Genomic DNA, 23,845 nt, shown 5'->3' with positions numbered 1-23,845 from the left:
GAAGAAGTTTACAATTTATCGCTATTGCACAAAAACAACGTTTTCATCATTGATAGTTGGCAATCCTTTAAATTTAAGCAACAAACGGGCAGTTGTGATTACATCTTTCTGGCAATAGGTTTTAATCCGGTCGAGATCGTTATTCTGCCAGTAAACTTTGTGGACATCTGCACCGCTGATATCATCTTTAGGAGTAGGAATATCAAAAACTGCAGCAAGCAGGTTTAATGACGTGTAATTTTTGTGATCTCCAAATTTCCAAAGCTCCATTGTATCCAGGTGGTTTACTTCCCAGGGCTTTTTTCCACTGATCCGCAACTGTGCGGGAAGGCATAATTCATTAATTAAAGTCCGTCTGGACAAATAGGGAAAATCGAATTCCTTTCCATTATGGGCACATAAAATAAGTGAAGAGGGTTGTTTATCTAAGAGAGTAATAAATCCTTTTAAAATTTCGCATTCATCGTTTCCTGCAAACGACTTTACTCTTAAACCTGTATTCGGATTAGCGGTATCAAAGACACCAACAGAAATACAAACTATTTTACCAAATTCAGCCCAGATTCCTGCCTTGCAATAATATCCTTCTGCTGATTCGCCTTCTTTTCGCTGGTGCTGCGTTTTCTGATCCCACAACTCTTTAAAAATTTGCGGCACTTCATTATAATCCGCATACTGTGGAACCGTTTCTATATCAATTACAAAAACGTTATGAAGGTCAAGATTATCAAGCATTCATTTATTGTTAGATTCAATTTTGTTAAGATCGGTTATAATTTCACAAAATACAAATTACTATTTTCTCTCCTTATCTAAAATGGTAAAATACTGGACTAAGCGGTTGCCTTGCTCGTCAACCAATGTTAAGATGTGTTTTCCTGCTCCGGAGTTTAAGGCAAGCTGATGAAAGTCGGTAGTTGACCCTATATATTCATTATCTAAATGCCAGAATATTTTAGCTTTTGGATTTCTGTGAGCAGCGTTTAGAATAACTTTCCCTTTTCGCCCGTCTATTTCCAAAGGAATATATATTTTAGAATTGTTTTTTGGATAGATAAGTTCCATTTGATTGATGTCCTGTTCGTCTGTGCAACCGGGTTTGACAGGAGGTAATAATTTGTAATCCCGGTGCCGTAATTTGTAGTAATATTCCATTGCCGGAGGCAATACGAACCAGGCTTGATGTACCATGTTTTCTACCGATTCACAGGATGAGGAAACCCTATGTGCTGCAGTTTTATCAAGATGAACCAACTGGTGGTAGGGACAAACTTTTGTCTTTATCCCAGAAACAGGTACAAAAAGAGTTTCTTTCACCGGGCAGAAACTGCTTGCTTTATAGCCGCTTTCTGGGCAAACTTCAACCTGGATGAGTTTATCAGCAGGGGCTTCAAATTCTTTTGAAGCAGGCAACAGATCAAAGATGTCAAAAAGTACCGGAGCTGCAGTTTCAATACCCGTTAACCCCGGCCGGCCTTCACCGTCGGCGTTTCCGACCCAAACGCATACAAGGTAACCCGAAGTTAAACCGATGGCCCATCCATCTCTGAACCCGAAGCTGGTTCCTGTTTTCCAGGAAATTTTTTTTGAAGAAGAAAATTGTTCCCAAAGTAACTCTTCGCCCGGGCGCATAACTTCCTCCATGGCTTTAAAAGCAAAATAGACTGATGCATGATCGGGAAAATAGGCCCTTTCTATCGATTTAGTTTTGGTTTTAGTATCCGGGAGATAAACGGGCATATGGTAGTCAGCCAAATCGTATTTTCCCATATTCCTGTTCGCATGATTTAAAGAACGTGCTAAGCTGGCATAAACACCGGAAAGTTCCCACATCGAAACCTCGCATCCTCCGAGGATTAAAGACAAGCCATAAAAATCAGCAGGATTTTTCAATGAAGTGATTCCCTGCTGCTTCAAAAGTTCATAGAAACGTTCGTATTTGTATTGCTGCAACATTTTTACTGCCGGAATATTGAGGGAACGACTCAATGCTTTCGAAGCCGGAATAGCGCCATCATAACCCAGGTCGTAATTTTGGGGAGTATACCCGGCAATCTGGGTTGGTATATCCGGAACGAGACTGTTGGGAAGCAGTTGTCCGTCTGCTAACATGGCTGCATATAGAAGTGGTTTTAACGTACTCCCCGGGCTTCTTACCGCAGAGATCATGTCCACATCACTTTCCATTTCCGGGTCTTTTGGTTCATACACATTTCCAACATAAGCCAATACGTTTCCATCTTCAATTTGCATTACAAGTGCGGCAGCATTATTTATTCCGTTTGATTTAAAAAATTGGTGGTGTCTTTGCAAAATTCGGCTTACATTTCTTTGCAGGTTTATATTTATGGTTGTTCTTGTTCTTGCAGAGCCAGGATGATGTCTTGCGTATTCTCTTTTAAAACGATTTAATAAATGCGGTGCAAGCTGGGGCAAGGGGAGGGGTTTCTCAGGGACAGGTTCCAGTTTTGCGAGGCGGGCTGTGGTTTCATCAATCACTTTTTTTGACACCAGTTTATCCAGCAGCAAGTTTCTCTTGGCTTCGAGTTTAATTCTGTTTTTACCTGGATGTACGAGTGAAGGAGCATTGGGAAGTACCGCTAAGGTGGCCATTTCGGCCCATGAAAGCTTTTCTGCACTCCGTCCGAAATATCTCCAGGAGGCTGCATCAAGCCCCACAACATTAGTCCCGAACGGAGCATTGGCAGCATATAATTGCAGAATCTCCTGTTTTGAATCAGAAAGTTCGAGCCTTATTGCAAGAATGATTTCAATGAGTTTTTGAAAAACATTTCTTGGTTTATTCCGGCTAAGCCTGATTATCTGCATCGTAATTGTACTGCCGCCGCTTACTATTTTTTCAGATTGGATATTTTGTTTAGCAGCCCTTAAAAAAGCAAGCGGATCAAACCCAGGATGATAGTAAAAACGTGAATCTTCAAAGGCTAAAATACACTTTTCAAACTTTTCAGGAACTGTTCCTGCTGATGGAAATCTCCACTGTCCGTCCTTTGCTATAGAAGCATTTAATAATTCTCCTTTCTCATCTTCGATAACAACAGATGAAGGCGTTTTAAACAGGGGAGAAGGGAGCGAAAACCAAAAAATTAACAAGAGGACGATAAAAAAAACTCCTCCGATTGCTAGTTTCGGTTTTCTTAGCCTTTGTAATAATCTTCCCGGATGTTTTGTCATACCATAGCCTTCTTCGCTATTTATTTTTTCCGGGTAAAACCTCTGTCCACTTACCTGGCAATACAGCCTGTATCTCATTATTATACATTGCAGAACAGGAAACCGCAGGGAGATAATACTTCCCAGAGTAAGAAGCATTCAATAAAACCTGGTACGTATAACTTGCACTGGCAGGAATATTAAAATACGTAAATACACGATCATCGCGAATATCGCGGTATGTATAAGGAGATAAAGAAATAGCTTTTTCATTATCCATTAGCCGTGTATTTATTATTTCCCAACCAGACGGAAATATCTGCGTAAGCGCCATCTGCTCATAGTTTCCTCTTCTTCCAGGATTTTTTACTGTTACTTCTGCAATAAAATCAGTTCCCTGAATCAATATGGATGGGTCTATTGTTTCTCCCTGCTGATTTTTATAATTAACACTCATTAGTAAAATATCCGGATTGTTTACAGCAGGCGGATCCTGTCCCGGAGGAGCTTGCACCTGGCGTATGATACGTATGTACAACCGGTTTTTCCCCTGGTTTGATAACTTTATCGAAGCAGTATTCGACTTCATATTTACCGGAATCCGATATAAATAGGTATCGGAAGATATTGTTTTACCGCTTCCGTTAACCGAATAGCTGAAAGTTAACTTTTTACCGCTTTCATTTTCTCCGCAATATTTCGCTATCGCGATTAAGGCATAAGCCGTAGTTTGTGTACTGTACCATTGTTCCTGCGACAATTTAGCGGCAACAGTGTAAAGTAATTTTGACGCAGCTGTATTTTGTTCCAGTTCAACAAGCGTTTCCAGGATCATTGCCTGATCCCGCAATTCTGAACCAAATGTTTTCCCCGGTTCAGAATACGGCTTTATAGTAAAACTTAATCCTTTTATAAGCTGGGTTGCTATTTCTGGCCGTCCGACTAATTTATATGCAGACGCAAGCCGCCATTTTGATTCAGCTGATAAATATTTAAACTCTCTGAGGCGATTCATTGCCCCGATTTCGGGAGATTTGGCTAATGCCAGAAGATATAGCCGGTATGCCTGAATGAGGTCTCCGCGATAAAAATCAGCACTGTTTGGTACCCAGCTTACCGAGCGGTTCTTCTGATACCGTTTCCACGAATCAAGAAAGCCTGCAGGAACAGAATATCCTTTATTCTGAGCTTCAATAACAAAATGGCCGGCATAGTTAGTTCCCCATTCATCAGCTTCTGAATTTCCAGGCCAGTATGAAAGTCCGCCTTCCGGTGTTTGAAATCCCCTTAAACGACTGATTGCATTTTTAATATTTCTCTCAACCGAGACCTTTTGCTGCTCGCTCAGATCTGTGAGTTGTTTTAAATACAATTGAGGAAAGGCAGCAGAAGTAATCTGTTCAACACAGCCATGAGGATATTGGATAAGATAATTTAATCGTTTGGTAAGATTGACCGGAGGAATGGAGGAAACCTCAATCGTTGTGCTATTTGTTCCTGGCATCCCAATGGGGGTGATTGTTGTATTCCATGTTTTATTTGCTTCCAATTCTGTTCCGGAAACGGAAGTGATATATGGATTTGGATTGCGAATATCCAACTCCAGGTTATATTCTTCACGGTTTGAGCCGCTTTTTGCTACAATTTTAATTTTTGCTATTCCTGTTGTGTTTTTAACTTTTACATCAGCAAAAACCAATTTTTCTCCTGTTTGAGAAAAGCTAAGGGTTTGTTTTTGATTAGCCACCGTAAGCATATTGTTAGCTGAAATATCAATGCTTACATTTTTAATACTGTTCTCCATTGCGAAAACGGTAACCGGCAACTTAAAACTTTCGCCCGGCCCGGCTACTCTCGGTAAGGTGGCTAAAAGCATCAGTGGTTTTTTTACGGCTACCGCTTTTTCCGTGTATCCATAGGCGCCATTTTCTCCCGCAATAAGCATTGCCCTTACTGATCCGATATATTTTGGAAGGATAAACGAATGGCTTTTCTTTTCGCCCTTATTTAAATGAAAAGGGCCCAGGAATTTCACCACCGGTTTAAACCTGTTTGATTTTGCCGGATTTATATTCCTGTTGATATTCGCATCGCCGCCGATGCTTAAAATCCGTTCCAGGTCTCCGCCCCAGGCACCTATCACATTATCAAACAAATCCCATGTTTTTACCCCCAGAGCTTCTTTTGCATAGAAGCTTGCATGAGGGTCGGGTGTTTTAAAACGTGTAAGATCAAGTAAACCTTCATCAACTATAGCAATGGTATAAGTCATTGCTTTGCCACTGTTTTCAGACACTGTTAAAGCCGATCTTGTTTCCGGCCTGATAATGTCCGGCATTGTAATTACCGGTTTTAGAATGGTTTCTTTATCTTCAATAAGTAATGGAATAACGCCATACATTCTTATTGGAAGATCATTTACAGTGTTGGCATGTGGCTGAAGTAAGGTGACGTTTACAAAAACATTGGGCGCCATTCCTTTTTCTGCCTTAAAGCTGAAGCGGGTTTGCCCCTGAGTGGTTTCTATCCACCATGTTTTAATTACTTTACTGCCGCTTTCTATACTAATTAACCCACGCCCGCCTTTACTGGATGGAATTGTTAAGGTAATGTTTTCTCCAACCGAATATTTTTCTTTGTTAGCGGTAAAGGAAAGCATGGATGCTTCCGTTGGGTTATTTTGCTGTTCCCTTTGCGCCCAGCCCGGCCAGTCAACATAAACGGTTTTACCGCTTGTATGCCCGCTTTCAAGATCTTTAACTCTGATTAAGTACCTGCCCCAGTCCGGATAGTTAATTCTTAAATTCCATTTTCCCGTTCCGTTGTTTAATATAATTGTTTCTTTCCCTAATAATTGATTGTACTTATTCTGGGTAAAATTGCTCAGGCTTTCTTCTTCCTGATCCCACCACCATCGCCATTGAATTTTATACAACTCTACCTGAACTTTTCTTTTTCCTGTTATTAATTTACCTTGTGCGTTTACGTTAACAATGTTTACCGGATGATTTTTGTCAGTTAATAACATGCCGGTTAACTTATCGCCTTCAGGTATATGAATACCGGCATAGCTTAAATAAGAATAATAAGGGATTGAAAAATTATCAATACTGAAATTACCGCCCGGTTCAAAAACTTTGGTTGTGAAACTTGCTTTCAGAACTCCGGGGGCATTCGATGCCTCTATTTCGGGATTAACAGCAGCAGTTCCGTCAGCATTTAATTTACCGTCAAAAACCGTTTTATTCTCTGCTTCGAAAGAACTGGTCGGATCATCAAAAGTATATTGTGCAAACCCAGTAAAGGCAGAAAGAGCAGGAGTTAGGGTAACATCTACTTTTGCTTTAAGATTTTGGGCTGCTGCTCCAAATAACCATCTTGCAGTTAAAATTCCTTTCTCTGATTGTCCTTTTACAAGTTCTTTCCGGCCATTGAAATGAAGATCAATCTTTAGCCTGTTAGGCATAATAGTTTCAATCTTAATGGATTTCTGAAAAACAGCTCCACCAACTTTTATCTTGGCAAGCCAGTTTCCGGTAGGGGAAGACGGTTCTGTAACTGTGTGGAAACTATAAAATCCGTTAACGGATTGAGTTTTAATAATGCTTTTATACAATTGTCCCTGAGGAGTATAGAATTCGAAAGTTACGGGATCAGCTTGAGGAAGTTTCTTTTCCTTGTCTTCTAAAATAAAACTGATAAACAAGGAATCGCCGGGGCGCCAAACACCCCGTTCGCCATAAATAAATCCCTTGATTCCTTTTTGTATGATTTCGCCATTAACGTTGAAGCGACTGAGCGGGAGGGAAGAGCCATCATCCAATTTTAAATAGCCTCTTTGTTCGCCTCTTTTTGCAATAAGCATAAAAGGTTTCCTTTTAAGGTCGAAGTTTGCGAGGCCTTCGTTATTGGTAGTTAGCGTAGCTAAAACCTGCTGCTGGTAATCCAGAAGTTTTAATTCTACGCCGTTAAGCGGTTTCGTAGTCAGTATATCTGTAGCCGCAATCAGTATGTTGTTTGTTCCCCGCTTAGCTATTAAACCAATGTTGGAAGCGATGATATTTCTGGATGCCCAGCGTTCTTTTGTATAATATGAATTACTGCAGGGCTCATCCTTTTCATCCCATTGATAGTCTGCCGGATAATAATTATTGTAAAGATTCCAGAAGTCATCGTCCTCATCAATTTGCTCACCATAATCATAGTTATTATCCTGTGATTCCGATTCTGTTGAAACTCCGTTGCAGGGATATACTGAGTAGGACTTCCGAAAACCGATAGTTACACGATAAATTGCACCCGGTTCTGTCCGTAATATTTTATTGATATCTAAAAAGAACCGGTTCTTCTTACGGAGGTTAACGCCTTTACCTTCCAGCCGGATTGTTTTCTGAACAATCGGTTTCGCTACTCTTCGCAGATCGTTTTCGCCATCCATATTATTTACCTGTAGATATTGAGGGATGTTATTTTCGTAAATTTTTATGATCGTTACATCTACGGCTTTCAGGTTAACAGCTTCGAATGGTAAGGTTAAATTTCCGCTTGATGGTAAAATATTTCCCTTACCCGGAATAGTTACAGAAGGCCTGAAGTCTTCGAAATTCAAATTTGCTGCAACGCCGGTTTTTAATTTTTTTGAACTTATGTTTTCAATGCCTTCATTTACAACTACCTGGTAATTACCCTCCATACGGTCTGATGAATAAACTTTTACTTCGCTTCCGGTTATGGTGAACCGAAGATCATTTAAAGTGCTTATACCGATTAACCCATTCAGGTCCTGTGCTATCATTATCGGGTCAGAGAACTGAATTAAAGCATATTGTTCTTCATTCTGAACAGCACGAATATCCAATACTTTAAAAACTCCGATTGCAGGAATTTTAACTATTTTTTTCCCTTTTACGTCTGCACCTAAGGGATCTCCATCCCATGAAATAGTTAACTGTTGTTCTTTAGTTGACCTGGGAATACTGTCAATAGTAAAACGTGAGCTTCGCTGCTCGGGATTATGCGACCATTTTACGTGAAAACTTTTGTTATTTATCTCTGCCGACAGAAGTTTTGCAATTTTAGCAGGTTGTTCTTCATCAGCAAAATAGACTACACCGGTAAATTTCATCAGATCAAGCGAAGAACTGTTCAACGCTTTTAATCCTTCGTGTTCTACTTTAAAAGAAGGCTTTATTACCTGAAATTTAAAATCAAATGAGCTTAGATCTTCTGGCACTTCTGTTAAAGCGCCCAGGTTAAAACTTGCATCGTACTGCTTTCCAGGAGTAAGATTTTCGTCGGGCCTGAATTCTATCGTCCGGGAATCTAACCAGTAAGTCTTTCCTTTTACTGTTGGTTCAAAATCAAAGATTTCTCTCTCTTCCGGTTCATTTTGTTTGTGAAGAGCCGTTATTTCACCTGTCAACTGTACCCGGATTGTAGCAGTTTTCGAAATCGTTCCGGAAGTATAGGATTCAATGTATTTGGCAAAAGCCGGGTTAATTTCAATTTCTTTTTCTGGTTTAAAAAGAAAAAAAGCAAGTACAGAAATAAAGGCGATTGCGAGAAAAGATAAAATAAAAGGCTTACCTTTTATAAAAGCCGGTAATTTTTGCATAGAAGAGAATAAACTCTTCCAATTTACTAAAAAGAGATAATAGTTCAACCAATCATTACGCCCGGCTTATTAACTACCGGAATTCGTATTAGATTAGACTCAACAATACTTTCGGGCAGAAAAATAAATTTTTTGTCGTAAATGGTGCCATTTTGATAGTAGCTTAACCAGTATTCATTAGTAAGGCCAAAAACCTGCTCGTCAATAGCTTCAATTAACGAGAAGTCTCTGGAAGCTAAATTGCCTATTGAATGTCTTAAAATAGAGGTTTTAACTTCCTCATTATCTTTTAATCCATATCCTTTTGAGGTTACTAATACGGTTTCAAGTGGCGTATTTTTTAAATTTACCAGATAAACGTTCCATACCTTTGCCTCCGGAGATTCACTTTCTAACACTACCGCAATAGCAACGTCCTCAACAATATTTTCAGGAAGATCTTTTTTCATAATTACGCATTGAGCTAAACGCAGAGCGCAAAGCGGGTTTAAAAAAGCGGACAGCAAACTCTATACTATGCACCTTGCACTTTGCTAAATTACTTTTTCCGTGTAAACTTTCGTCCTGTTTTTTTAGGCTCTTTTTCTGCCGCTTCTGCTAAAGAAACTACTTCTTCGTAAGTCAGGTCTTTAGCTTCCTTTCCTTTTGGAATCTTAACGTTTTGTTTGCCAAATTCGATATATGGCCCCCAGCGTCCATTTAATATTTTTGCTTCCGGATTTTGTTCAAACGTTTTAATTACCTTTTCCGCATCTTTTTTTCTCTTTTCCTGAATTAATGAAATGGCTAATTCTTCGCTTACAGTTAAAGGATCAACATCTTTTGGTATTGAATAGAATTGATTATTATGACGAATATAAGGGCCAAATTTTCCAATGGCTACAGTCATTTCTTTATCCTCAAAAATCCCCGCTTTTTTAGGAAGGTTGAAAAGTTCAAGGGCTTCATCCAGCGTAATGGTTTCAATCATTTGTCCTGTACGCAGGCTTGCATATCGCGGTTTTTCTTCCCCTTCGGAATCGCCAATCTGAACAAAAGGCCCAAAGCGCCCGATACGTACAGAAACCTTTTTCCCTGTTGCAGGATCAATGCCCAGTTCACGCTCTCCACGAGCCTTTTCTGCTGTTTGAATGGTGTTTTCTACTTCCTGATGAAACGGACTATAGAAAGATTGTATCATCTTAGTCCATTCTTTTAACCCATGGGCTATTTCATCGAATTCCTTCTCAACAGTTGCGGTAAAATTAAAATCAACAATTCCTTGAAAATGAGCTACCAGAAAATCATTTACTACAGCGCCAATATCGGTAGGAAAGAGTTTGGATTTTTCTGTTCCGGTAATTTCGGTTTTATTTTCTTTATTTATTTGCCCGTTTTTTAAAGTCAGTACTCTAAAGTTCCTTGTTTTTCCATCACGGTCTTCCTTTACAACATATCCCCGGTTCTGGATAGTAGAAATAGTGGGGGCATAGGTTGACGGACGGCCTATTCCTAACTCTTCCAGTTTTTTAACCAGACTCGCTTCCGTGTACCTGGCAGGAGGACGGGAGAAACGTTCTGTCGCTTTTATTTCCTGCATGTTTAGTTGCTGAGATTGCATTAATGGTGGAAGAATGGCATTGTCGCTTTCTTCGTCAATTGTTACTTCCTGGTCTTCATCGGAAGATTCCATATACACTTTCAGGAATCCGTCAAACTTCATTACTTCACCGTTGGCTACAAAATCTTCCGGACGAGTGGATATGGAAATCTTTGCTGTAGTTTTTTCGAATTGAGCTTCACTCATCTGCGAAGCAATTGCTCTTTTCCAGATCAGATCATACAATCTTTTTTCAGAGTTATCACCATCAATAGTATGCTGATCGAAGTAGGTAGGCCGTATAGCTTCGTGAGCTTCCTGAGCGCCTGCTGATTTGGTTTTGTATTTTCTAAGCTGATGGTATTTTTCGCCATAAGCCGAGCGTATTTCAGCGCTGGCCGCATTTAATGCTGTGTCAGACAGGTTTACAGAATCTGTACGCATATAGGTTATTTTTCCGGACTCATAAAGCTTTTGAGCAATACTCATAGTCCTGGAAACTGAAAAACCTAATTTCCGACTGGCTTCCTGCTGCAAAGTAGAGGTTGTAAACGGCGGGGCCGGATTTCTTTTAGTCGGCCTGGTTTCTAAACTCTTAATTGTAAACGATGCCGTAGAACACGCTTTTAAAAATTCTTCAGCCTGTTCCTGTGTTTCAAATTTTTCCGGTAATTCTGCTTTAAACAGTTCTTTTTGTTTCCCGGTAGAAAAAATAGCTACTATTTTAAAGGCCGCGGTGGGTTTAAAGCGGTTTATTTCTCTTTCTCTTTCTACAATAACCCGTACAGCTACCGATTGTACTCTTCCGGCTGATAGCGAAGGTTTAACCTTTTTCCATAATACAGGAGATAATTCAAAACCAACAAGACGGTCTAAAACCCGGCGTGCTTGCTGCGCATTTACCAGATCATAATTTATTTTTCGTGGATTTTCTATTGCCCGAAGAATGGCGGGTTTTGTAATTTCATGAAATACGATACGTTTTGTCTTGTCGTCTTTTAGTCCGAGTGTTTCATATAAATGCCATGAAATTGCTTCTCCCTCACGGTCCTCATCCGATGCAAGCCACACTGTTTCAGCTTCTTTTGCAAGTTTTTTTAATTCGCTTACAATCTGTTTTTTATCTGCTGGAACTTCGTATTTCTGGACGAAATTATTGTTTACATCTATCGCATCATCTGTTTTAACAAGATCTCTGATATGGCCATAGCTTGACTTTACTAAAAAATCTTTTCCTAAGTATCCTTCTATTGTTTTTGCTTTTGCGGGCGACTCAACTATCAGTAAATTTTTTGCCATTCTGAAAATCCTATTTTTTGCAAATAAAATCAATATAAAAGGCAATGCCAAACATTTGCCTGTGCAAGCTGCGTATTTTCTAACTGATAGAAATTGAAATTGTTGGCAGAACAGCCTTTTTTGCTATTGTAAATACTCTTCGTAAAAAAATAAAGAGATATTTATATAGCAGCTTTTTTTGAAGTTTACATCAGAAATCCACCCCCGATGAGGTCGCTTCCTTCATAAAAAACAGCTGATTGCCCCGGAGCTATACCGGAAACCTGATGATGAAAATCAATATTCATTATATCACCTTCCTGAACAAGGGTACTTAAAGATCCTGCATCCTTATACCGGATTTTGGTTACTGCTTCAAGCGGTTGTGTCAGTGTTTCGTATTTTATGAGGTTAAGGTTGCGAACCTTAGCAGATGATCGTTGCAGTTCATCCTGCGTGCCCAAAACTACTGTATTTGATTCCGGAAGTATTTTAGTTACAAACATCGGCTGACCAAGTGCAATACCTAAGCCTTTACGCTGCCCGATGGTATAAAAAGGATAACCCTGATGTTTTCCAACAACGGTTCCGTCTGTAAGAATAAAATTTCCTCCGGCAACTTTCTCTTCTAAATCTTCTACTTTATGGCGCAGAAATGAACGGTAATCGTTATCAGGAACAAAACAAATCTCGTAGCTTTCAGATTTGTTGGCCAGTTCCAGCTGCCCCATATCTCGGGCCATTTGCCTGATCTCCGCTTTTGTAAAACTGCCTAAAGGGAATTTAGTACGGGCGAGATTCTTTTGGGAAACACCCCACAAAACATAAGATTGGTCTTTATTTTCATCCTTTCCTTTAGAAATCACATATCTTCCATTATCCTGCAAGCGAATATTTGCGTAGTGCCCGGTGGCTATAAATTCACAATCCAGTTTATCTGCCCTTTTAAGTAAGGCTTCCCATTTTATGTACGTGTTGCATAATACACAGGGGTTGGGTGTTCGTCCTGCAAGGTATTCATCAACAAAATTATCTATTACAAAATCGCCAAACTCATTTCGTATATCAAGAATATAGTGAGGAAATCCGTAAGCTACTGCAAGTGCACGGGCATCATTTATAGAATCGAGGCTGCAGCAACCGGTTTCTTTTGATGAACTTCCTGATGAGGCATAATCCCAGGTTTTCATGGTTAATCCAATAACCTCATATCCTTCCTCATGCAACATTACCGAAGCAACAGAACTATCTACTCCGCCGCTCATTGCTACTAATATTCTTCCGTGCTTGCTCATGTTATAAAAATGCAAAGATAAGTTTCTAAAATCTTCTCATCTAATTTACCATCACTATAATCTTTAAAATGACTTTCGTTTTAAAAATAATCTTGTTTATATTTGATTATCAAGTTTAAAATAGATAATTAACAATTATCTATTTATAAGTAGATAATAGGGTATTATCCAGAAATAAGTTGATAACAATCTAATAAGGTAAATGAAAAAGGGAGCGGTAATTACCGGAGATATTGCAGGTTTTACAAGCCTTAAGGATAAGCAGAGAGAATCTCTCATAGCTCAGTTAAAAGAAATTTTTGCGTCATGGACAGAAAAAGGGTATGCAGAATTATTTCGCGGAGACAGTTTTCAATTATTGGTGCCTGATTTTGAAACTTCAATTAAGCGAAGTTTACAATTACGCTGCTGGTTTAAAAAAGTAACTCCATCCAAACAAAAAACTGTACTGGATGCCAAAATGGTAATAGGCCTGGGAGAAATTTCTTATTTTAACAACAGTGTGCTGGATGCAGATGGAGAAGCTTTCCATTATTCAGGGCGTACATTTGATAAAATGGAAGAAACGGGGCTACGTATTGTAACGAAAGATGAGAAGATAAACAAGCAATTGGATGTTATAACAGACCTGATGAATGTCATAATAGGTAACTGGACAACAGGACAATCGGAAGTTATTTATCAATTATTAGAAGATAAAACACAGCAACAAATTGCCGATAACCTTCATATTGCACAATCTGCTGTAAATAACAGGATTAAACTGTCGAGATGGAAGGAAATTGAAAAAACAATCGCTTATATAATTTCTCTTACAAATGACTTATTCTGAAGAATTACTCGTTTTAGTACGTTTACTATTGGCGCATCTTCTAACCGATTTTATTTTACAACCTTCGTCGTGGGTTAAAGAGCGAAAAGAAAAAAAAATCAGATCAAGCAAATTATACTTTCATGCAGCACTTACGGCAATTCTTGCTTATGTGTTTTCAGGAGTATGGGCCGCCTGGGCACTGCCTGTGGTTATTTTTTTTACCCATTTTCTTATTGATTCCTGGAAGTCATACCAAAAAAATAATCTTAAATACTTTTTAATTGACCAGCTGCTCCATTTACTTGTTATTTTATTTTTATGGATCTGGATATTTAATAAATGGAATGAAGCGCAATTAATACTGCAAAAAGCGGTAAGCAATATTGATTACATTATAGTAATTACTGCTTATGTGATGGCTGCCTGGCCTTTAGGTATCTTAGTTGGAATTGCAACAGAAAAATGGCGAAACCAGGCAGACATAAACCGCGAAGGTTTAGAAAAAGCAGGCCTGTGGATTGGCTTGCTTGAACGTTTTTTAATTCTGACATTTATCCTCATAAATCAATATACAGCAGTAGGTCTGTTAATTGCTGCAAAATCAATTTTAAGATTCAGTGATAAGGAGAATACGCAAAAGAAAACTGAATATGTTTTGATAGGTACCTTAATGAGTTTTGCCATATCCTTTGTAATCGGGCTTTTGGTTCGATATCTAATAGAAGTTATTTGATATATACAGTTTTAATATTTACAAACTCTTTTATTCCATAACTGCTTAACTCACGGCCATAGCCAGAATGTTTAATACCGCCGAAAGGCAGGCGGGGATCTGATTTTACCAGGGCATTTACAAAACAGGAACCTGCGTTTAATTTATGTTTCGCTATCATTTCTCCACGGCTTAAATCTGCGGTAAATACAGCTGCACCTAATCCAAAAACAGAGTCATTGGCTATTTGAATGGCCTCGTCTTCATTTTTCGCAGTGACAAGGGCTGCAACAGGGCCAAATACTTCTTCATCAAAAGCCGGCATTCCTTTTTTTACCCCAGCAAGTACGGTAGGAGAGTAGAAGGCATTTTCACCTGCCGGTATAGTGCCTCCTAATAAACATTTTGCTCCAGACTGAATGCTTTTTTCCACCTGTTCGTGTACCTGGTCTCTCAGGTCGCGGCGAGCCATGGGTCCAAGCTGCGTTTTTTCATCCATCGGATCTCCCATTACCTTTGAAGCCATTTTTTCTACAAATAGCTCTGTAAATTCCTTTTCAATAGCTTCGATAATAATAAAGCGTTTGGCAGCTATACAACTTTGCCCGCTGTTAATTAAACGGCTTTCTGCACAGGTTTCAGCAGCCAGCTCCAGATCGGCATCTTTAAGAACAATGTAAGCATCACTTCCGCCTAATTCTAAAACTACTTTTTTTAATACCGATCCTGCTTTTTGTGCAACTTTCATTCCTGCTTCCGTGCTTCCTGTTAAGGTTACTGCTTTAACAACCGGATGTTCGATCACCTGATCAACCATATCACTTCCAATAACAAGTGTTTGAAAAATAGCTGCAGGTGCACCCGCTTCCCGAATAACATTCTCAATTGCCAGTCCGCAACCCATTACATTAGAGGCATGTTTTAATAGGCAGCCATTTCCAGCCATTAATGCAGGAGCAAGAAATCTGAAAACCTGCCAGAAAGGAAAATTCCAGGGCATAACCGCAAGTATTACGCCCAGGGGTACAAATGTTACCAGACTTTTCGTTGCATCCGTTTCAATAATTTCCTCTTTAAGAAATAGTTCAGCATTTTGAGCGTAGTATTCGCATACCGAGGCACATTTTTCAATTTCGGCTATTCCTGAATTAACCGGCTTGCCCATTTCTTCGGCCATTAGTCTGCTTAATTCAACTTTACGTTTCTTTAAAACAGCAGCAATTGACTTCAATAATTCCGCCCTGGATTCAAAAGAAGTTTCTTTCCATTTGTGCCATGCTGCTTCTGTTTGCACTAATTTTTGCTGAACTCTTTCTACTGTATCAGGTGAAAATTTTTTTATAATTTGCCCGTTTATTGGATTTACTGATTCCATCTGCGTCTCTTTTACAAATACCTACTATTTAATAATAAAAAAAAATAAAAAGTTTTATATATTTTTATTAATCGGTAGTACAAAAAGTTAATCAAAGAGATATTTTTTTCTTTATTATTAAAACATAATAACATCTATCAGTGTTATCAATTTCCTGAAAATTAGGTGGGATGCGTAGTCTTAGGGCATTAAAATTAAAAAATTTAATACTTCCGTTAATAATTGTAATAATCTCATTGGCAATGCTGGTTATTATTAATTATTTTTCAGTTAAACTTTTATATGCTACCCGTTCTTATACTCAGGAAGAATATCTATACTCTAAAGCCCGAAAAACTGCCGCTCTTAATTTACTGGTTTACCTTAATACAAGCGACGAAAAATACTACAACAACGTTCTTAAACAATTAAAAAGCGGATTAGGAACAGCCTCAAAAAAAGGAGAAAATAAAAAGGCGTCTTCTGAAAAATTCAGTCAGAATTTAAATGAACTGAACTGGTTTTTTCAAACTTCCAGAAATATTTCATTAATGAAAAAACTGGATGGGTTACAAAAAGAGGGTACTACACTAAATGAAGACCTACATAAAATTGCCGGCGAAATTCATCAGGCTGCTATTTCTCAAAATTTTGAAAATTCGCTAAAAGAAACCTATTCGTTCAGGCTTTATAACCTGGCAGAGAAAGCATCGTCGCACGAAAGAGCGTTTTCAGCTATTCTTGGTAATACTTTTCAGCAGGTAAAGAAGAAACTTTTTTTCGCCAATATTCTAATTATCCTTCTCATAATAATCAGTACCGTAATCTATACGGTTATAACGCTTAAAAGATTAAGTCATTCTTATCAGGAAATTAAAAAAAAAAATAACAGTTTGGCTACAACCAATCATGAGATGGATCAGTTTCTGTACAGTGCTTCGCATGATTTGCGTGCGCCCATTACTTCGCTTAAAGGCCTTGTTAATATAGCTTCAACAGAACATGATCCTACAGAAGTTAAAGCTTATCTTACATTAATGAATCAGATAATAGATCAGCAGGATCGGTTTATTGCTGAAATAATTAATTTTTCAAGAAACAAAAGAACAGAGATCAGTATACAGCCTGTTAGTTTGAAAAAAATAATAGAAGATTCCATTGTACAGCACAGATATATGAAAGGCTTTGGAAACTTCAGGATAGATAAGGAGATATGGCTTGATGAAATTAAAAGTGATCCCTTACGTTTGGGCATCATTTTTAATAATTTAATCTCTAACGGAATAAAATACAGTGACGAAACAAAGGAAGTAAGTTATTTGATGATACGAACATTTGCCTCTGGTGATAATTGTATTATCGAAATAGGGGATAATGGAATTGGCATTAAGGAGGAGAATCTGAACAGTATTTTTGATATGTTTTTTGTTACCGCTAATAAAAATAAGGGGGCGGGATTAGGGTTGTATCTCGTAAAGGAAACGGTTGAGAAACTGGGAGGTACTATTGAAGTACGCTCTCAGTTTGGCCTTGGAACTTATTTTACCATTACTTTTCCCGGGACTATTCATCATTAAAAGAAAATCGCGTTTTTGTATTAATATAATTCTTTAAATATGTAACTATAATAAAGTCTCTCTCGTAGAAGGTAGAAAATTCAATACGATGAGAAAGAATATCAAAAAATTACTTGGTTTCTCATCTACCTTCTTTACAGCTTCTGCTCTTTTTGTGTTTGCTTCTCAGCAGGCTAATGCGCAATTTATTTCATCACCATTCAAAACAGCAAGTTTTACAGGCAGCAGTACGGCAGCAGTAAAATTAGTGCGTCTCAGCCTGGAAGATGGGTTTAACAGAGAGGAAGCGGTAATTACTTTTGATAATAACAGCAATGCAAGTGCTGGCTTTGAGGATGAAACTTATATTGGAGGAAGCCCTGTATCTGTGAGTACCCTGTCAAAAGACGATATTGCATTATCATTAAACAGAATGCCTGATTTGAATCAGGATATTGAAATTGGGTTGAACATAGATTCTCGTAGCTCTGCCTCCCTCACTTTAAAAGCAGAATATGTAGATCTTGGCAGCTGCCAGGTGATTTTGCAAGATTCTTATTTAAATAAGCAGATCGATCTGAATGAGAATACGACCTATAATCTTGTAATTGATAAAAAAAATCCCTCATCTTATTCTACCAACCGCTTCAAATTGCTGTTTTTTCCGCAGAGAAAAAATCTGGCGTATGCATTGCTGAATTATCAGCAAAAAGCACCATCGGATCTATCTGATAAAGACATGCTTTATACCAGCACATACAAAGTATCAGTTTTGGCAACAGAAGAACCACAAAACAGTAAAAGCAGCACAGTAAATCAAAATAAGTTAAAAGTAGCGGCAACTTCTTCTTTATAGAAATTCCCCGAACAGATTACAGTATTAAAGGGAGTTTAAATTTTTGTTTTAAATAACGGTTATCGTTGTAGTAAAACTATTAAGTTTATGAAAAAGTTTATATTGCAGATTCAATATAAACTTTACTATGAAGGCATTTTTTTATGAAGCATTTCTGCTACTTATTCTCCTGCCTTTCTATTCTGTTGCACAGCTCGAAGAAGGAAACCTGGGCGATCCGGTTGTAAATATAGATTTTGGATCTGCCACACAGGGGCCGGCACCTATTACTACTACATATTCACTCTGGACGACAGATCAGTGTCCTCCCGACGGAAATTATAAATTAGTAGCCAATACCTATGGTTGCTTTAATGATTCCTGGCATACTTTGTTATCTGATCATACAGGCAATGGATATATGATGCTTGTTAACGCAAAAGAAGAACCTGGTGTTTTTTTCCGCCAAACAGTTTCTAATCTGTGCCCCAATACTACTTACGAATTTGCAGCATGGGTAATGAATGTTCAAAAGAAATATGCACCATGCCCTTCGCAAATTCCGGTAAATCTGACTTTTAATATTAAAACTGCTAATGGTGAAAAAGAATATACCACTGGTGATATTACTTCAACTGATAATCCCGAATGGAAACAATATGGCTTATATTTTACAACCGGAAATGAGTCAGAAATAGAATTAAAAATTATCAATAACGCTCCGGGAGGCTGCGGAAACGATTTGGCACTGGACGACATAACGTTTCGTCCATTTGGGCCTGTAGTTACCCCCTCGGCAAAAGCAGCAGATGGAAATTCAACCATCTGTGAAGGGCTTCCTGCAATCATTTCATTAGATGCTCAGGTAACCTCTGGAACTTACAGTTACCAATGGCAAATAAACACGAATGATACTGAAGGCTGGAAAGACATTGCAGGAGCAACAAGTACACCAGCTGTTTTTCCCGTTTCCTCCCCTGATAAAAAAGGGTATAAATTCCGGTTGTCTGTTTCTGCAGCCGGAAATATCAGTTCATCCGCTTGCAGAATATATTCAGATTCTATTCTCGTGCAGGTGTTAGAGAAACCTGTGGTTGATGCCGGCCCTGATACAATTTTTACAGTACAGGGAAGGCCCGTTAAATTAGAAGGCAAAATAACAGGAGCAACTAACGGAAGATACACGTGGTATCCGGCTACTGATTCGCCAGCCACTTTGAGTACAACGGCCCAGCCCCTGGAAGATACCGAGTACACTTTAACCTTTCTTTCTGATGTTGGATGTAACTTTGTTTCGAGCGATAAGATTTTTGTAAAGGTTTACAAAGATCTCCAAATTCCAAATACTTTCACTCCTAATGGTGATGGGATAAATGATAATTGGAATATTGTAGCTCTTAATACTTACTCTAATGCATGGTTAACGGTATATAACCGTTTTGGAGAAATTGTTTACAGAAGTATTGGATATTCAAAACCCTGGGATGGCAATAGAAATGGACAGGTTTTACCTTCAGGAACTTATTATTATACACTGGATCTTAAAGAAGGGACACTGGGTATTAAAAAAGGCTGGGTTTTGGTATTGCATTAATTGATTATTGGAAAGGTACCACGCTAAAAAAACACTAACAAAAAAACAATCAGGCAGTTGAAAAGTTCTTTATAAAAAAAGAGGATGATTGAATTATCGGCAGAAGAAAAAATAAAGTTGTTAAGCATTGCTTTACGATCAACAGATTTATATAATGACAGGGTTTATAAGTTACATGAGTATTGCTACAAACTGATCAATGAAATTATAAGTGGAAGAGTTAGCTGCGTTAATATAACAGAATCCGTATCAGAACTTGAAGAGCTGATTGAAGGCTTTAAAATGATGATTTATAAATATGAAAATTACCGGGAGATTATGAATCAGATAAGCAATGTAAACTAACGTTTACTCTTTTCATATTTTATGCAGATTTATTAAAACAGCTCCATTTGCTCCCATACTCCCAAACATTTCAATCGCTTCTGCATCTTTCAAAAACTTTACACTCGCAATTTTATCTGTTGTAATAGTTGTTAATCGGGCTTGGGCTTCTTTTCCTTTGTAGGGAACTCCGTCAATGACGTATAACTGATTGTTTTTATTCTTCTGACTGCCGGATATTCCATCTAGCTTTTTGCCTATAAAAGCTCCGGTCGTAGCTCCTAAAGCTGCTCCAACTGTGGCTCCTACAACCGTGTTTCCTGCCCGTTTCCCAATGATCGCTCCAATTGCACCGCCGGCTGCTGATCCGAGGAAAGTACTTTTCTGTGTTTTATTTACTGAAGCACATCCCGTAAATAAGAAAGGCAAAACCATGACAGCCAAAACACACAGAAAGAGTTTTACATTAAACATGGACGATAGTAATTTATATTGGTTTAGATAAACCGTAAGGCTTATACTTCTAAGATAAACTTTTTTTCGAAGATTTTAGTATCAGGAAAAAAATTATATCAGGATTTAAGCGACCAAAAGACCATCATTATTTATCACGTCTTTGGCTGATTTACTAAAAAAAGAATCCTTACTTATTTTAAATAACTGCAGATCCTGTTTTAAAGACTGTTTAAGTTCTTTATCAAAACGTTCCAGCAATTTTTCAAGTGATGACTTTTTTGAAACTTTCATTTTTTTAGTTTTAGGTTATGCCTTTATCTTTCTATTTTAATGCCAAACAGTAGAATAAGCTTTTCTGTTGGCTGACGATAGTATGACATTTTTTAAGTGTATCTTTTTTTGGTCATCTTCAGAAAAAAATGTTCGGACAGCCCGCTTTTTCACTACTAAACAATTTGATCGGTTTCGCCTTCTTTTAGAATGAAGAATATCAAAGTAATATATGTTTATGACGCTCTTTGCGGTTGGTGTTATGGCTTTAGTCCGGTCATAAAAGCTGTTTACGAAAAATATTCAGCGCAAACAGATTTTGAAGTGATTAGCGGAGGAATGATAACAGGTGAACGTACAGGACCAATAGGAGTAGTCGCTCCCTACATTAAAACAGCATACAGAACAGTTGAAGAAACAAGCGGTACCACTTTCGGGGAAGCTTTTTTAAAAGTTTTGGAAAGAGGCGAACTGATACTTGATTCAGAAAAGCCTTCAATTGCATTAAGTGTTTTTAAATCTACTCATCCCGAAAAGGCAGTATTATTTGCCCATGCTTTACAAAATGAATTTTATTTCAATGGAAGAGACCTGAATGAAGAGGAGCTTTATCGTTATATTGCTGTAAATTTTGGCCTCGATCCCGACGAGTTTATTTATAAAATGCAGCTTGAACAATTTAAGCAGGATGCTTATTATGATTTTGCTCTGGCAAGACAACTCGAAGTAAATGGCTATCCTTCAGTTTTGATTCAGAATAGCGATACTCATTTTTATCTCATTGCCAGAGGTTATACTGACCTGGAAACTCTGGAACTGCGTATTCAGAATGTATTATCAGAAATAAGATCAGCTTAACTTTTCGCAAATTCTGTTAATATCCTTACTTACTTTAAGTACATATTCCAGCTCTTCGTTCAGCAATTTATTGTCGGGAGTATCTTCAATAAGCTGAATTGAATTCTCTGGTATGGAAAGATCAGTTTCTTTAAAGCTTTTATCTTCTGGATTTAGTTTATTTACAGCTTCAGCCAGCAGGTATAATGCCTTTTTAATAGATTTAATATGAGCTGTATTTACCGGATGATTTTCATTTCGCTGCAGGCTGGCCAAAAGAGAAGCTATATAAGAAGAAAGTTTGTGGTTAAGAACTACAAATTTATGCAGATCCTGTCCGTTTTTCTGTTTACTCTTTGGTTCAGACAGCATTCGTTGAAAAGCCGATGAAATGTTGGCCGAGCTTACATACACTTCTTTTCTTACCAATTTATATTCTGTTACATCTAATTCTCTTCCTGCCAGTTTTTCTCCGGCCTTATAAAGATATTTGTAATTGGCCATCAGAATCTGTTTCATTAAACCTTTTAATTGCCGGTATTCCCACGAGGGGAATATATAATAACTGGCAGTAAAAGCAATTACAGAGCCTACAATGGTATCAAATATTCTTTCACGGGCAACACTTAATCCGCCAAGACCTAAGAAGCTGAATAAAATAATAATATAAGGAGTTAGAAAAAGTATGCCTACTATATAATTCTGACGAATAAAAGTATAAGCACCTACCATAAAAACGAGCAGCAAAATAAATCGTGCGATGTCGTCTTTAATAAAAATAACAATCAGTGCCCCAACAATCCCACCAAAAAAAGTCCCGGTTAAACGCTGAAAATTTCGTTGTTTGGTAAGGCTGAATCCGGGTTTAAGAATGGTTAAAATAGTTAAAAGTATCCAATAACTATGGTGTCCTAAAGGCAGTGCTATTGAAAAAAGATAACCAATTACGGATACAATTGCAACGCGAACAGAATGCCTGAAAATACCCGACTCAAAAGTCAGGTTTTCTCTGAACAGCTTATAATCAAACTCGTTGTGAGAAACGAACTGACTGAGTTCAAGGTTTTTAGTTTGGTCGGCACTTAAAAGTTTTAACTGGAAATAGCTATAAATCTTTTGAATTCGGTTAACTATGTTACGAACATTTATAAGGATTTTTTTCAGTACCAGGTTGTTCAAACCAAATTCAGATTCCACTTTGTCTATTTCTGTTTTTAGTTTTTCCAGATCGGATTGAAAATTGTTCAAAGGCTCGGGAATTTCGTTGCTTAATAATTTTAAGCTCAGATGATTCAGCTCTTCCGCAACTTTTAGAATGATTTCTTTAAAGTGAATAAGAACTCCTGTTTGTCCGAATGTTTTACGAATACTTCCATACTCATAATGGGTGGCCATTGTCTGTTCAAACAAGTCAACAATATCAACAAATACCAGAACCAGCTTGCGGCCCATACTGGTAGATTCTTTAACGATTTGCCTTGTTTTAAACAACAACTCCCTTACATGATATTGCTGCTGGTTTACTACTACCTGCTGGGCTATCAGTTTCTGGTATGTTTCATCATAATCTTCATTTATATCATAAAAACTGGCCTTTACCTGTAAATAACTCGCAACTTCTTCAATACAATTTGCAAGTGTTTGCTGCGCCATCCTGTAAGGCCGTATCTGCAAAACCGACATACTTAATCCCAGATACCAGATACCGCCTATAAACAAATAAACTGCGTGAAAAAGATTTTGCCCAAGCGTCAGGCTGTCATCAATAGTTAACACTACAACCAGCAGGGCAGCTGTCCCCACATTTGCTGCCCGGTCTCCATAAATGGATAACATGGAGAAAAAAAAACAGAAAATAAACAAGCCTACCATCATTAACGCTGGATAGCTGTTTAATAACCCTGTAACAAAACCCGTAAAAATAACTGCAAAAATGCAGCCTAACATGCCGTTTCGTTTATGGATCCAGGGCCCGGGGTTATCGCCTAAACTGGCAGAAAAAGCGCCGAGCGAAATTGTTATACCCGTAATAAGTTGCCCGAATTGGGCCAGAATGAGTGATGGTAAAAGTACTCCAAGTGTAATACGGATGCCATCAGAAAAATAAAGGCTGTGTATAAAACTTTTTATTTCTCTGGGTTGATTCATTATTG

17 protein-coding genes are annotated in these 23,845 nt (G+C 38.0%); 7 read left to right on the top strand and 10 right to left on the bottom strand.

Features of this window, described 5'->3' with window-relative positions:
• Positions 1–21: 21 nt before the first annotated feature.
• The 6 genes from ACLCDL_RS10755 to mnmA all read right to left on the bottom strand — a co-directional run bounded on the left by ACLCDL_RS10755 (position 22) and on the right by mnmA (position 12,940).
• Complete coding sequence (locus ACLCDL_RS10755) at positions 22–735, bottom strand: 3'-5' exonuclease (RefSeq protein ID WP_423148299.1); 714 nt, start codon at positions 733–735, stop codon at positions 22–24.
• Positions 736–795: 60 nt separating this feature from the next.
• A complete protein-coding gene (gene pbpC / locus ACLCDL_RS10750; RefSeq protein ID WP_423148298.1) occupies positions 796–3,273 on the bottom strand; it encodes a penicillin-binding protein 1C in 2,478 nt (825 codons plus the stop codon).
• Positions 3,212–8,788, bottom strand: coding sequence for an alpha-2-macroglobulin family protein (locus ACLCDL_RS10745; RefSeq protein WP_423148297.1), 5,577 nt, complete (start codon positions 8,786–8,788; stop codon positions 3,212–3,214). The genes pbpC and ACLCDL_RS10745 overlap by 62 nt, the downstream gene beginning before the upstream one ends.
• Before the next feature lie 44 nt (positions 8,789–8,832).
• Positions 8,833–9,237 (bottom strand): hypothetical protein, encoded by a 405-nt coding sequence (locus tag ACLCDL_RS10740; protein ID WP_423148296.1) that lies wholly within the window; start codon positions 9,235–9,237, stop codon positions 8,833–8,835.
• An 89-nt stretch (positions 9,238–9,326) separates the two neighbouring features.
• On the bottom strand, positions 9,327–11,666 hold the full coding sequence (gene topA / locus ACLCDL_RS10735; protein ID WP_423148295.1) for a type I DNA topoisomerase: 2,340 nt from the start codon (positions 11,664–11,666) through the stop codon (positions 9,327–9,329).
• A gap of 185 nt (positions 11,667–11,851) precedes the next feature.
• Positions 11,852–12,940 carry a tRNA 2-thiouridine(34) synthase MnmA gene (gene mnmA, locus ACLCDL_RS10730; protein WP_423148294.1) on the bottom strand — a complete coding sequence of 363 codons (1,089 nt, stop codon included), beginning with the start codon at positions 12,938–12,940 and terminating at the stop codon, positions 11,852–11,854.
• A gap of 202 nt (positions 12,941–13,142) precedes the next feature.
• Here mnmA and ACLCDL_RS10725 point away from each other — a divergent pair, with 202 nt between their 5' ends.
• A complete protein-coding gene (locus ACLCDL_RS10725) occupies positions 13,143–13,772 on the top strand; it encodes a hypothetical protein (RefSeq protein WP_423148293.1) in 630 nt (209 codons plus the stop codon).
• A complete protein-coding gene (locus ACLCDL_RS10720; RefSeq protein ID WP_423148292.1) occupies positions 13,759–14,487 on the top strand; it encodes a DUF3307 domain-containing protein in 729 nt (242 codons plus the stop codon). Before ACLCDL_RS10725 ends, ACLCDL_RS10720 begins: the two co-directional genes overlap by 14 nt.
• On the opposite strand, the gene ACLCDL_RS10715 is transcribed toward ACLCDL_RS10720, so the two are convergent.
• Positions 14,480–15,841, bottom strand: a complete 1,362-nt coding sequence (locus ACLCDL_RS10715) for an NAD-dependent succinate-semialdehyde dehydrogenase (RefSeq protein ID WP_423148291.1) — start codon at positions 15,839–15,841, stop codon at positions 14,480–14,482. The two genes, ACLCDL_RS10720 and ACLCDL_RS10715, sit on opposite strands and share 8 nt — an antisense overlap.
• 170 nt (positions 15,842–16,011) lie before the next feature.
• Between ACLCDL_RS10715 and ACLCDL_RS10710 the strand changes: the two genes are divergently transcribed.
• From ACLCDL_RS10710 to ACLCDL_RS10695, 4 genes are all read left to right on the top strand, one after another.
• The gene (locus ACLCDL_RS10710; RefSeq protein ID WP_423148290.1) at positions 16,012–17,397 is read left to right on the top strand and encodes a sensor histidine kinase; all 1,386 of its coding nucleotides are present in this window, start codon (positions 16,012–16,014) and stop codon (positions 17,395–17,397) included.
• An 88-nt stretch (positions 17,398–17,485) separates the two neighbouring features.
• The gene (locus ACLCDL_RS10705) at positions 17,486–18,232 is read left to right on the top strand and encodes a hypothetical protein (RefSeq protein WP_423148289.1); all 747 of its coding nucleotides are present in this window, start codon (positions 17,486–17,488) and stop codon (positions 18,230–18,232) included.
• Positions 18,233–18,359: 127 nt separating this feature from the next.
• Entirely contained in the window at positions 18,360–19,805 is a 1,446-nt protein-coding gene (locus ACLCDL_RS10700) for a T9SS type B sorting domain-containing protein (RefSeq protein ID WP_423148288.1), read from the top strand.
• Between the two features lie 84 nt (positions 19,806–19,889).
• A complete protein-coding gene (locus ACLCDL_RS10695; RefSeq protein WP_423148287.1) occupies positions 19,890–20,150 on the top strand; it encodes a hypothetical protein in 261 nt (86 codons plus the stop codon).
• 12 nt (positions 20,151–20,162) lie between these two features.
• Here the strand turns inward: ACLCDL_RS10695 and ACLCDL_RS10690 are convergent, their stop codons facing one another.
• Both ACLCDL_RS10690 and ACLCDL_RS10685 read right to left on the bottom strand, forming a co-directional pair.
• Complete coding sequence (locus ACLCDL_RS10690; RefSeq protein ID WP_423148286.1) at positions 20,163–20,603, bottom strand: glycine zipper domain-containing protein; 441 nt, start codon at positions 20,601–20,603, stop codon at positions 20,163–20,165.
• Between the two features lie 105 nt (positions 20,604–20,708).
• Positions 20,709–20,876, bottom strand: coding sequence for a hypothetical protein (locus ACLCDL_RS10685; RefSeq protein ID WP_423148285.1), 168 nt, complete (start codon positions 20,874–20,876; stop codon positions 20,709–20,711).
• 189 nt (positions 20,877–21,065) lie between these two features.
• Here ACLCDL_RS10685 and ACLCDL_RS10680 point away from each other — a divergent pair, with 189 nt between their 5' ends.
• A complete protein-coding gene (locus ACLCDL_RS10680; protein ID WP_423148284.1) occupies positions 21,066–21,713 on the top strand; it encodes a DsbA family protein in 648 nt (215 codons plus the stop codon).
• Here ACLCDL_RS10680 and ACLCDL_RS10675 read toward each other — a convergent pair.
• Complete coding sequence (locus ACLCDL_RS10675; RefSeq protein ID WP_423148283.1) at positions 21,705–23,840, bottom strand: FUSC family protein; 2,136 nt, start codon at positions 23,838–23,840, stop codon at positions 21,705–21,707. The genes ACLCDL_RS10680 and ACLCDL_RS10675 overlap by 9 nt on opposite strands.
• Positions 23,841–23,845: the final 5 nt, after the last annotated feature.

This window comes from Rubrilithobacter danxiaensis (assembly GCF_047272945.1).
Classification (GTDB): domain Bacteria; phylum Bacteroidota; class Bacteroidia; order Sphingobacteriales; family Sphingobacteriaceae; genus Rubrolithibacter; species Rubrolithibacter danxiaensis.
This window is presented reverse-complemented; position numbering and strand designations above follow the sequence as displayed.